Origin of the sequence: Stenotrophomonas sp. WZN-1, assembly GCF_002192255.1 — a bacterium.
In the GTDB taxonomy this organism is placed as follows: domain Bacteria; phylum Pseudomonadota; class Gammaproteobacteria; order Xanthomonadales; family Xanthomonadaceae; genus Stenotrophomonas.
The window spans coordinates 2,952,084-2,963,067 of record NZ_CP021768.1 but is presented as its reverse complement, the minus strand read 5'-3'; the positions used below and the strand labels follow the sequence as shown (position 1 = coordinate 2,963,067).

At 67.8% G+C, this 10,984-nt stretch carries 13 protein-coding genes; 6 read left to right on the top strand and 7 right to left on the bottom strand.

What is annotated here, in order from left to right:
- Nucleotides 1–36: 36 nt before the first annotated feature.
- Together ccmB and ccmA are read right to left on the bottom strand one after the other, a co-directional pair.
- Entirely contained in the window at nt 37–732 is a 696-nt protein-coding gene (ccmB, locus tag CCR98_RS14010; protein ID WP_006456616.1) for a heme exporter protein CcmB, read from the bottom strand.
- Entirely contained in the window at nt 729–1,358 is a 630-nt protein-coding gene (gene ccmA, locus CCR98_RS14005; protein ID WP_087923099.1) for a heme ABC exporter ATP-binding protein CcmA, read from the bottom strand. Before ccmA ends, ccmB begins: the two co-directional genes overlap by 4 nt.
- 187 nt (nt 1,359–1,545) lie before the next feature.
- Here ccmA and CCR98_RS14000 point away from each other — a divergent pair, with 187 nt between their 5' ends.
- The 3 genes from CCR98_RS14000 (at nt 1,546) to CCR98_RS13990 (ending at nt 4,053) form a co-directional block, all read left to right on the top strand.
- Complete coding sequence (locus tag CCR98_RS14000) at nt 1,546–2,694, top strand: pyridoxal phosphate-dependent aminotransferase (protein ID WP_087923098.1); 1,149 nt, start codon at nt 1,546–1,548, stop codon at nt 2,692–2,694.
- A gap of 14 nt (nt 2,695–2,708) precedes the next feature.
- Nucleotides 2,709–3,515 (top strand): amidohydrolase, encoded by an 807-nt coding sequence (locus CCR98_RS13995; RefSeq protein WP_087923097.1) that lies wholly within the window; start codon nt 2,709–2,711, stop codon nt 3,513–3,515.
- A 103-nt stretch (nt 3,516–3,618) separates the two neighbouring features.
- On the top strand, nt 3,619–4,053 hold the full coding sequence (locus CCR98_RS13990) for a hypothetical protein (RefSeq protein WP_014037831.1): 435 nt from the start codon (nt 3,619–3,621) through the stop codon (nt 4,051–4,053).
- On the opposite strand, the gene CCR98_RS13985 is transcribed toward CCR98_RS13990, so the two are convergent.
- Nucleotides 4,040–4,333 (bottom strand): hypothetical protein, encoded by a 294-nt coding sequence (locus CCR98_RS13985; RefSeq protein ID WP_087923096.1) that lies wholly within the window; start codon nt 4,331–4,333, stop codon nt 4,040–4,042. The two genes, CCR98_RS13990 and CCR98_RS13985, sit on opposite strands and share 14 nt — an antisense overlap.
- Nucleotides 4,334–4,428: 95 nt before the next feature.
- The gene (locus tag CCR98_RS13980; protein WP_087923095.1) at nt 4,429–5,556 is read right to left on the bottom strand and encodes an MFS transporter; all 1,128 of its coding nucleotides are present in this window, start codon (nt 5,554–5,556) and stop codon (nt 4,429–4,431) included.
- 90 nt (nt 5,557–5,646) lie between these two features.
- Between CCR98_RS13980 and CCR98_RS13975 the strand changes: the two genes are divergently transcribed.
- A complete protein-coding gene (locus CCR98_RS13975; RefSeq protein ID WP_087923094.1) occupies nt 5,647–6,435 on the top strand; it encodes a helix-turn-helix transcriptional regulator in 789 nt (262 codons plus the stop codon).
- 117 nt (nt 6,436–6,552) lie between these two features.
- On the opposite strand, the gene CCR98_RS13970 is transcribed toward CCR98_RS13975, so the two are convergent.
- Genes CCR98_RS13970 through CCR98_RS13960 form a run of 3 tightly spaced genes read right to left on the bottom strand, consistent with a single transcriptional unit; the run spans nt 6,553 to nt 9,977 of the window.
- Nucleotides 6,553–8,187, bottom strand: a complete 1,635-nt coding sequence (locus CCR98_RS13970; protein WP_087923093.1) for a pseudouridine synthase — start codon at nt 8,185–8,187, stop codon at nt 6,553–6,555.
- Nucleotides 8,180–9,055, bottom strand: a complete 876-nt coding sequence (scpB, locus tag CCR98_RS13965; protein WP_087923092.1) for an SMC-Scp complex subunit ScpB — start codon at nt 9,053–9,055, stop codon at nt 8,180–8,182. Before scpB ends, CCR98_RS13970 begins: the two co-directional genes overlap by 8 nt.
- 13 nt (nt 9,056–9,068) lie before the next feature.
- Nucleotides 9,069–9,977 (bottom strand): ScpA family protein, encoded by a 909-nt coding sequence (locus CCR98_RS13960; protein ID WP_087923091.1) that lies wholly within the window; start codon nt 9,975–9,977, stop codon nt 9,069–9,071.
- 375 nt (nt 9,978–10,352) lie between these two features.
- On the opposite strand from CCR98_RS13960, the gene CCR98_RS13955 reads away from it, so the two are divergent.
- Entirely contained in the window at nt 10,353–10,652 is a 300-nt protein-coding gene (locus CCR98_RS13955) for a YciI family protein (RefSeq protein ID WP_014037825.1), read from the top strand.
- Nucleotides 10,649–10,924, top strand: coding sequence for a BolA family protein (locus CCR98_RS13950; protein WP_087923090.1), 276 nt, complete (start codon nt 10,649–10,651; stop codon nt 10,922–10,924). The genes CCR98_RS13955 and CCR98_RS13950 overlap by 4 nt, the downstream gene beginning before the upstream one ends.
- Nucleotides 10,925–10,984: the final 60 nt, after the last annotated feature.

The window sequence follows — 10,984 nt, the reverse complement described above, 5'->3', positions numbered from 1 at the left end:
GGCTATCCAGCAGGGGTGGATTGGCTCTCAGCTCGGTCAACTCAGAGAAATACGTATTGCAGCAGCGGTGGCCAGCGGCGCCAGCACCAGCGCGACCAGCAGGCCGGCGCCCAGCATCAGCAGCGCACCGACCGGATCCTGTCCGCGTCCGGCTGCCGCCAGGCTGCCTGCACCGAACACCAGCACCGGCACGTACAGCGGCAACGACAGCAGCGCCACGAGAATACCAGAGCGTCGGATGCCAACGGTCAGTGCGGCGACCACGCCACCGATCAAGCTCAGCAATGGTGTTCCCAGCAGCAACGATGCCAGCAACATCGGCAGCTGGTCATGCGGCAGATGCAGCATTTCGGCCAGCAGCGGGCTGACCACGATCAGCGGCAACGCAGTGGTGGCCCAATGCAGCAGCACGCGCACCAGCACCAGCCAGGCCAGCGGCACCGGCGCCAGCAGCCATTGTTCCAGCGAGCCGTCCTCGGCGTCGGAGCGGAACAGCGAATCCAGCGACAGCTGTCCCGCCAGCAGCACGGCCAGCCACAGCACCGCGCCGGCGGTGGCGGCCAGCAGTTGTGGTTCGCGGCCCTGGGCCAGTGCGAACAGCACCACCACCAGCACCGCGAACAGCAGTGGCTGCAGCGCGTCGCCGCGGCGGCGCCAGAGCAGGCGCAGGTCGCGCTTGAGCAGGGCGCCTGCGGTCTGCCACAGGCCTGGTTCGGTGCCCGGCGCGATCATGCGGCACCGCCGAGGTCGAGCTGGCGGGTACGCACCGGCGGTGCGGCATAGGCGCCATGGGTGGTGACCAGCGCAGCGCCACCGGCGCGCAGGTGCGCCGAAATCATCCGGTTGACCAGGGTGATGCCCTCCAGGTCGAGGTTGGCGTAGGGTTCGTCCAGCAGCCACAACGGCGCCGGCGACAGCCAGATGCGCGCCAGTGCCAGCCGCCGCTTCTGTCCGGCCGACAGGTGCCGTACCAGGGTGTCCTCATGACCGGCCAGGCCGACGATGGCCAGTGCGTTGCCGGGCATCTGCCGCGCACGCCGTCCGTGCAGGCCACACAGGAAATGCAGGTTTTCCAGCGTGCCGAGGTCCGGCTTCAGGGCCGGCAGGTGGCTGAGGTAGGCCACGTAGCGAGCACGTTCGGCATTGCTGGCGGCCTTGCCGTCGATCCGCACCTGGCCAGCACCGGGCCGGGCCAGGCCGGCCAGCACGCGCAGCAGGGTGGTCTTGCCGGCGCCATTGCCGCCCTGCACCAGCAGGGCTTCACCGGCGTCCACATGGAAGTCCAGCGGGCCGAACACCGGCTCGTCATTGCGGGAGAAGCTCAGGCCGCTGGCGGCCAGCAATGCAGGGGTGTTCAAGGGGCAAAGGTCTTCATGCCGGAGTGCGGCGGCAATTGTAGCGGTGAATTCACAGGGTAGTGCCGGCCGCTGCCCGGCAGGTGCGACCCAGCGTCGCAGATCGTCCCGGGTTGCAGGCCAGCGGCCGGCGCTACCGAAGCAGGGATTGCGTAAACTCAGGGGCCTGTCTCCCCATATCCCCAGGCCGATGCAACCCACCACCAAGCTGCCCAAGGTCGGTACCACGATCTTCACCGTGATGTCCCAGCTCGCCGCCGAACACGGCGCGGTCAACCTGGGCCAGGGTTTCCCGGACTTTTCGGCGCCGCAGCGCCTGATCGACGAGACCGCCAGGGCGATGGCCGCCGGGCTGAACCAGTACCCGCCGATGACCGGAGTGGCGCCGCTGCGCCAGGCCATCGCACAGAAGGCGCTGGACTGCTACGGCGCGCAGGTCGATGCGGACAGCGAGATCACCGTCACCAGCGGTGGCACCGAGGCCATCTTCAACGCCATCCACGCCGTGGTGCGTGCCGGCGAGGAAGTGATCGTGCTCGACCCGGCGTATGACTGCTACGAACCGGCGATCGACCTGGCCGGCGCCAAGGCCGTGCATGTGTCGCTCGATCCGCAGACGTTCGCGGTCGACTGGGACCGCGTGCGTGCAGCGATCACCCCGCGCACCCGCATGCTGATCGTCAACACCCCGCACAATCCGTCCGGCGCGATGCTGTCGGCGCAGGACATGCAGGCGCTGGCCGAACTGCTGCGCGGCACGCAGATCTACCTCATCTCCGATGAGGTGTACGAACACATCATCTACGACGGGCGCCGCCATGAATCGGCGCTGCGCTACCCGGAACTGCGCGAGCGCGCGTTCGTCATCTCCAGTTTCGGCAAGACCTACCACTGCACCGGCTGGAAGATCGGTTATGCGATCGCCCCGCCGGCGCTGACCGCCGAGTTCCGCAAGGTGCACCAGTACAACACTTTCACCAGCTTCGGTCCGGCGCAGCATGGCTTCGCCGCGATGATCCGCGACGAGCCCCAACACCACCTGGAGCTGGGCGCGTTCTACCAGGCCAAGCGCGACCGCTTCCGCGAGCAGCTGGCCGGCACCCGCCTGAAGGCGCTGCCGGTGCCGGGCGGTTACTTCCAGCTGGTCGACTACTCGGCCATCAGTGACCTGCCGGATCACGAGTTCGTGAAGTGGCTGACCATCGAGAAGGGCGTCACCGCCATCCCGCTGTCGCCGTTCTACGAGAATCCGCCGGCCGGCCAGCGCCTGGTGCGGCTGTGCTTTGCCAAGAACGAAGCGACCATGGACGCGGCGATCGAACGCCTGCGCCTGCTGTGAGCGGAGGCACGGACATGCAGGACCTGCGCATCTCCCTCGTCCAGGGTGACACCCGCTGGCATGACCCGGCGGGCAACCGCGCCTACTACGGTGCGTTGCTGGCACCGCTGGCCGGCACCACCGACCTGGTGATCCTGCCGGAGACCTTCACCAGTGGCTTCTCCAACGAGGCCATCGCCCAGGCCGAAGGCATGGATGGCCCGACCGTGGCCTGGCTGCGCGAACAGGCCAAGGCCTTGAACGCGGCGGTGATCGGCAGCGTGCAGCTGCGCGAGGGCAACGGCGTCTACAACCGCCTGCTGTTCGCCACGCCCGATGGCGACCTTCAGTACTACGACAAGCGCCACCTGTTCCGCTACGGCGGTGAACACGAACGCTATGCCGCCGGCCGTGAGCGCCTGAGCGTGGAATGGAAAGGCTGGCGGATCAATCCGCAGGTCTGCTACGACCTGCGTTTCCCGGTGTTCTGCCGCAACCGCTACAACGTGGAACGCCCTGATCAGCTGGACTTCGACCTGCAGATCTTCGTCGCCAACTGGCCGTCGGCGCGCGCCTATGCGTGGAAGACCCTGCTGCGTGCGCGGGCGATCGAGAACCTGTGCTTCGTGGCGGCGGTGAACCGCGTTGGCGTGGACGGCAACCAGCTGCATTACGCCGGTGACAGCGCGGTGATCGACTTCCTTGGACAGCCGCAGGTGGAGATCCGCGAACGCGAACAGGTGGTCACCACCACCATCTCCGCCGACGCGCTGGCCGCGCACCGCGCGCGTTTCCCGGCGATGCTCGATGCCGATGCCTTCCACCTGGACGAGCAGGCCTGAGCGACGGCCTGAACACTGCCGCACCAGCGCGCGCGCCTGCATCCAACGTGCACGCGCGCGCTGCTAGATTCGCCGGCAGTCCGACCGAACTGGAAGTCCTGCCATGAACAAGCCCTTCGCCCTGCTGCTGGCCCTGTCCGCTGCAACGCTGGCCCCGGCCGCGCACGCCGCCGGCAACCTCGATTGCCAGTTGCGCTACAACCTGTCCGGTTGGTCACTGATCTACAAGACCGCCTCCGGCAATGGCACGGTCAGCTGCAGCAACGGCACCAGCCTGCCGGTGCGCATCGAAGTGAAGGGCGGCGGCCTGACCGTGGGCAAGTCGAAGATCACCAATGGCCGTGGCAGCTTCACCGGCGCCGTGAGCGTCAACGAACTGCTGGGCACCTACGCCTCGGTGGGGGCGCATGCGGGCGCAGTGAAGTCCAGCAATGCGCAGGTGATGACCAAGGGCGACATCTCGCTGGCCCTGTCCGGCACCGGCAAGGGTTGGGACCTGGGCGTGGACGGCGCCGCCTTCACCATCAGCCGCCGCTGAGTGGGGCCGGCTCGGTCCCTTCCCAGCTGATATGGATGTAATGCTGCTGGGCGTCGCTGGGCAGTTGTTTGACCTCGAAGCCATTGTTCAGCAACTGCGCGACGACGCCCTCGACGAGCCGCTCGCTGGCCAGTGCCTGGTTGAAGCCGAACACGATGTAGCGGCGACCATTCTCCGACCCCGCCCGGATCGACGTGTCGAGATCGCGGTAGTACTGGTCGATGGGACGCGTAGCGGCATCGGCGTTGGCGCGCGCCTGTTCGGCGGTAATGGTGACCATGGGCATCTGCCTCGTTGGGGGGAGCGCGCACGATAGCCAGCGCAGTGGCGTCGATTCCGGAAGCAGCGCACAGTGCGCGGTCTTTGCAGCAATTCCTAGACCGTAACCGGGCGCGGCCGCTGCAACCACAATGCAAGCAGGCCGCACACGATGAGTGTCGGTGCCAGCAGTTGCAGTGCACCGACTACCGCCATCGCCGCGCCGATCAACAGGTAGTAGAGCAGTCCGAACAGGGCACCGGCACTGCCCAGGCAGTGCGGATATCCGCGCAGGGCCTGGCCGAGCACATTGGGAATGGCCAGGCCGAAAGCGGCCACCACCGGTACCATCGCCGCGACCAGTGCCGGTTGGTCGCGCAGCAGCGCAGCCAACAGGCCACCGGCCAGCAGCAGTCCGGCGGCAAGGCGGATACGCGTGGCAGAAGCAACGCCTGCGCGCAGCAGGCGGCCATTGCCCCATGCACCCAGCGCCGAGCCCAGCGCCAGCACCGCGCCGCTGGCACCGAACCAGGCCAGCGGCCAGTGCAGGCGTTCGAACACGAACGGGCCCAGCGCGTACCAGCTGTACATGGCCACGTTGAACGCCATCACCAACAGCGCCTGTGACCAGATCCAGCGATCACGCAGCAGTTGCCGCAACAGTGGCAGCAGGGGCGTGTGCACGACTTCGGCAGGGCGGCTCTCCTGCAGGCCGGATGCGCATCCGAGCATCAGCAGGATGACAATCAGCAGCAGGCCGGCCTGCACGCCGGCATAGCCGTGGTTGGCAACCAGCAATGCCCCCAGTGCCAGCCCGATCGCCGGGCTCAGGGCCAACGCCATGCCGATCCACGAGAACGCCTGCGCCAACGCGGGTCCCTTCAGATGGTCGCGCAGTACGGTCTGGGTGACCACCGAGGCCGTCGCTGCACCCAGCGCGGCCAGTGCCTGGGCCAGCAGGACCTCGCCGAACGTGCTGGCCAGCAGCCCGCCGCAGGCCGCCAGTGCGAACACGGCCAGGCCGCAGAGCAGGGCAGGGCGACGGCCGATATGGTCGGCCAGCCGCCCCCATAGCAGGACACCGGCGGCGAAACCGAACAGGTACAAGCTCATGGCCTGGCTGGCTGCGCTGGGGGGCAACGCGAAGCGCCCGGCGAGGTCGGCCAGGGCAGGGCTGTACAGGGTCTGCGCAAGCTGCGGGAACATCAGCAGTGCGATGGTGAGCAACAACAGGCGGCGCGACATGCGGGCGCTCCAGGAACAGGGCCGCGCATTGTGGTCGCGTCCCTGATGGCGCACCCTGTCTATCCTGCCATTGAATGGATGAAATCAGACATGGCCTGGTTGCAGCCGGATGCGTACTTCGATGCCGATGCCTGGAGCGCGCCGGTGTTGGGGATCGCGGCCTCATTGTCGGATCACGACTCCGGTTGGCATCAGCATGCACGCGCGCAGTTGCTGTATACCCGGCAAGGCTGTACGCGCCTGACCTACGGTGACCGCATCAGCCTGCTGCCGCCCGCGCGCGCGGCGTGGATTCCGGGTGGGCTGCGCCATCGCGCGCAGATGCGCCAAGCGGTCGACTACCGTTCGTTGTACTTCGAGGCCACCCTGTCGGCCCAGTTGCCGCAGCAGCCGGCGATCATCGGCGTGGGTCCCCTGCTGCAGGCATTGCTGGAGCCAATCGCGCAGGCGCCGTTCGACCATGACTGGCGGGCGCCGCGTGCGCACCACCAACTGGCCTTGTGCATGCTGGAGATCGCCGCCGCCCCGGTGGCCCCGATGGACCTGCCGCTGCCACGCGACCCACGGATCGCGCGCTGCCTGCCAGTGGCCGAGCAGTTGCCGCCCGAACTGGGCGAGCTGGCCGCGCGCGCGGGCTTGAGCGTGCGCACGGTTGGCCGGTTGATGCAGCGTGATACCGGCATGGGCTACCAGGCTTGGCGCCAGCAATGGCGACTGATGCGGGCCATGGAGTTGCTGCTGCTAGGCCATCGCGTTGCGCATGTGGCGCAGGACACCGGCTTTTCCGCCGAGAGCCCGTTCATCGCATTCTTCCGCAGCATGACCGGTACCACGCCCGCCGCCTTCCAGCGCCACGCAAAAGGGGACGGAGGGGATTGATTCGCTTGTGCCGCGCTGTGTGTCGAAGGGGAGAAAAGCGACTTGGTCCCCTCCGTCCCCTTTTCAAAGAAAAACCCCGGCTTGAACCGGGGTTTTTCGTTTCAGTCGGGCCGCCGATCAGCCGCCGCGCGGGCCGCTGCGGCGCGGGCCGCCGGGACCGCGGTTGCCGCCGGGGCCACCCGGGCCACGGTTGCCACCCGGACCACCGGGACCGCGATTACCGCCCGGACCACGGTTGCCACCGCCCGGACCGCGACCGCCCGGACGGGCGCCCTGTGCAGGCTTGGGGCTGCCATACGGGTTGAAGCCCGGCGTGGCGTGGTCGGACGGGAAGCTCGGGGCATTGCCCGGATGGCCGTACGGGTGCTTGTTGCCCTGGCCCTGCGAGCGGTTGCCCGCACCGGCCGGACGACCCTGGCTGCCTGCGCCGCCACGGCCTTCACCACCGAAACCGCCTCGGCCCTGGCCGCCACCGGCGCCAGCGCCCGGACCCTTCGGCTTGCCGTACGGACGGCCCTGGCCGCCTGCACCCGGACCACGGGCACCGGGGCCGCGTGCGCCCGGACCGGCGTTGCGATGGCCGCTCGGGCCGGTGCTCACGCCATCCGGCACGTACCAGGTGCGGAACGCCGCCGGATTGCCTTCCGGCAGCGAACGATCGTTCTTCTGGGCGCGCTGCTTGAACGGCTTCTGCGACTGCTTGGCTGCCGCTTCACCGCTGACCGTCAGGCCGCCCTTGAAGCCGCCACCCTTGCCACCGCGACCACGGCCGCGGTCTTCGCGGACGTTGTCGAAACGACGCAGCTCGCGGCCTTCGTCAGCGGTATTGTGGCCGTTGACGTAGGCGTTGCCACGGCCACCTTCGCGCACGCGCACGGTGGTCTTGGCGGCGCGGCGCTGGCCGATCACCGGCTGCAGGGTCAGTGCCGACGGTGCGCCTTCTTCCAGCTTCAGCTGCGCGCGCAGGGCTTCAACCTGTGCAGTGCCCAGTTCCACCGAATGGCCACGGGCCAGTTCACGCGGCAGGCTCACCTTGCCATAGCGGGTGCGCTTCAGGCGGCTGACCTGGCAGCCCTGCGATTCCCACAGGCGGCGCACTTCGCGGTTGCGGCCTTCCTTCACCACGACGCGGAACCAGTCGTGCGAATCGGTGCCGCCGATGCGTTCGATCTCATCGAACTTGGCCGGGCCGTCTTCCAGCGCGACGCCACGGGTGAGGCGATCGACGATGGCGTCGGAGACCTTTTCCTCGCCTTCCGGCGCACGCACGCGCACCACGTACTCGCGCTCGACCTCGAACGACGGGTGCATCATGGCGTTGGCCAGCTCACCGTCGGTGGTGGCCAGCAGCAGGCCGGTGGTGTTGATGTCCAGGCGGCCGATGGCGATCCAGCGCGCGCCCTTCAGCGGCGGCAGCGACTCGAACACGGTTGGGCGGCCTTCCGGATCATCGCGGGTGGTTACTTCGCCTTCCGGCTTGTTGTAGACCAGCACGCGCGAAGGCTCGGCCAGGGCGGTGGCGACGAAGCCACGGCCATCCAGTTCGATCTTGTCGCCGCTCTTGACCGACATGCCGGTCTGCGCGATTTCACCGTTGACCTTGACCAGGCCTTCGGCGATGCGCTGTTCCAGCGCGCGGCGCGAGCCGAGGCCGGCCTGGGCCAGCACCTTGTGCAGGCGCTCTTCCAGCTTGAACTGTTCGGAGGTGGCTTCGCGCTTCAGCGAGAGCTTGTTACGGGGGGTGTCACTCATCAGTTTTGCTCCGGCCGACGGTTTCGAGGTCGGCCTCTGGTTCGGAATCGGCTTGGTCAACAGCCACGGTCGTCATCGCGACGGCGTTGTCTTCGCGTTCGTTCACTGGCACCGCGCGCTCGCCCGGCGCGGAATCGGGGTGCCCATCATCGAGGGGCGAAGGTGCTTGCTCATCGGTGGCCGACGCAGGGGCTGCATCGGCGGAATCAGGAGTGTCACTGCCGGCCAGGCCGGTGTCATCGTTCGCGGCAGCGCCATCGGCGCCGGCCGAGATGTCCGGGCCCTCGGCACCGGCGACCGCCGGTGCATCGCGGTCGAGGGACAGCTGCGGTTCCAGTTCGCCCAGGTCCTTCAGTTCCGACAGTGGCGGCAGCTCATCCAATCGCTTCAGGCCGAAATAATCCAGGAAGCCCTTGGTGGTGCCGAACAGCGCCGGCTTGCCGGGCACGTCGCGGTGGCCGACCACGCGGATCCATTCGCGTTCTTCCAGCGCCTGGATGATGTTGCTGCTGACCGCCACGCCGCGCACCTGCTCGATCTCGCCGCGGGTGATCGGTTGCCGGTAGGCGATCAACGCCAGGGTTTCCAGGGTGGCACGGGTGTAGCGGGTCTTGCGCTCGGTCCAGAGCCGGCTGATCCAGCCATGCACTTCGCCGGTAACCTGGTAGCGGAAGCCGGAGGCAACCTCGACCAGTTCCACGCCGCGGTCTTGGCAGGCCTCGCGCAGGCGTTCCAGCGCACGTTCGATGCTGCCCGGCGGTGCCGGTTCCTCTTCCGGGAACAGGTCCTTCAGCTGGGCCAGGGTGAGCGGCTGGCTGGAAGCCAGCAGGGCACCCTCGACAATGCGGTTGATCAGCGATTGATCCATCGGCAGTCAGCGCTCACTCGTTTGCATTGGCGGCGTCGTCGTTGTCGTCGAACTCGCTGCTGAACTGCAGCGGGGCGTTGGTATTGCCGGCGGCCAGCGACTTTACGTAGATCGGCGCCAGCGGTTCTTCCTGGACGATGTCCAGCAGCTGTTCCTTGGCCAGTTCCAGCACGGCCAGGAACGTGACCAGCACGCCCAGCTTGCCTTCTTCGGCGGTGAACAACCCTTCAAAACGATAGAACTTGCCGTCTTCCAGGCGTCCCAGCACTTCGCCCATGCGTTGCCGCACGCTCAGCGCCTCACGCTTGATGGCGTGGCCGCTGAACAGCTCGGCGCGCTTGAGCACGTCGTGCAGGGCCAGCAGCATTTCCTTCAGGTCCACCGGCGGCGGCAGCTTCACCGTGGCGCGTTCGGGCATGAAGGCGTGTGCCAGGCTGGTATCGCGGTCCTGGCGGGGCAGGGCGTCGATGTCCTCGGCGGCCTGCTTGAAACGTTCGTACTCCTGCAGCCGGCGCACCAGCTCGGCGCGCGGGTCGGCCTCGTCGCCTTCCTCGCTGACTGGGCGCGGCAGCAGCATCCGCGACTTCACCTCGGCCAGGATCGCGGCCATCACCAGGTACTCGGCCGCCAGCTCGAAGCGCAGCTCCCGCATCACGGTGATGTATTCCACGTACTGCCGGGTGATCTCGGCGACGGGAATATCCAGGACATCCAGGTTCTGGCGGCGGATCAGGTACAGCAGCAGGTCCAGCGGGCCTTCGAAGGCATCCAGGATGACTTCCAGCGCGTCCGGCGGGATGTACAGGTCCTGCGGAATCTGCAGGACCGGTTGCCCATGCACGACGGCCAGCGGCATTTCCTGCTGCTGTGGGGCGGGCGGCCGGGTTGGCGGGTTCGCGTCGAGCGCGAGTTCGGAAGTCATCTAATGGAGATCAGGATTGCAACGGACCAGTCGCGGCACCGGGTTCGCCGGGCCAACGCCACGGAGCCCCAAGGCACCAGACACGCCGGGATCGGCGCGATTCCACACATATCAAACAGCAGGACGCGCCGAAGTAAACGGCAGCGACAGAACTACGGGGAGGTCGTCTACGTGGCCCGGCCGGTTGGTCCGGTTTGAAGCAGCGGGACGATCGTCGGGGGCTGCGTTGGCCGCAAAACCGACGGGCTGCTGCATCCAGCCACGTGCAATGGAGTCTAGGGTAAGCCTTTGCCGCGCCGGTGTCCAGCCGGGGCCGGGACAGGGTCGGCATTGGCTAGAATCTGCGGACCCGACAACGCAAGCGAGGAAATGCCGGTGTGGTATGTGATCGAAGGGTATGACGGCCAGGATGTGCTGGCGCAGCGGCTGCAGGCACGGCCGGAACACCTGGCGCGGCTGCACGCGCTGCGCGACGAGGGGCGCCTGCTGCTGGCCGGGCCGTGCCCGGCGGTGGATAGTGAAGACCCGGGCCCGGCCGGTTTCAGCGGCTCGGTGGTGATCGCGCAGTTCGAGTCGCTGCCGCAGGCCCAGGCCTGGGCGGATGCCGACCCGTACGTGGCTGCAGGCGTCTACACCCGCGTGCAGGTACGCCCGTTCCGCAAGGTCCTGCCGTGAACGCGGAACGGATCGGGCGGATCCGTGATGCACTGCAGCAGGCGCTGGCGCCCAGCGTGCTGGAGATCGAGGATGACAGCCACCGCCATGCCGGCCATGCCGGTGCGCGCGACGGGCGCGGCCACTTCAACGTGCATGTGGTCAGTGAACGCTTCGCCGGGCTGGCTCCACTGGCCCGGCATCGCGCGGTCTATGCCGCGCTGGGGTCGATGATGGACACCGATATCCACGCGCTGTCCATCCGCGCACAGACCCCGTCAGAACAGGGCTGAGCCCTTGTCCCGCACTGTCCTGGCCGGTCCGCACGGGCCCCGCCACGGACAGATTTTCAT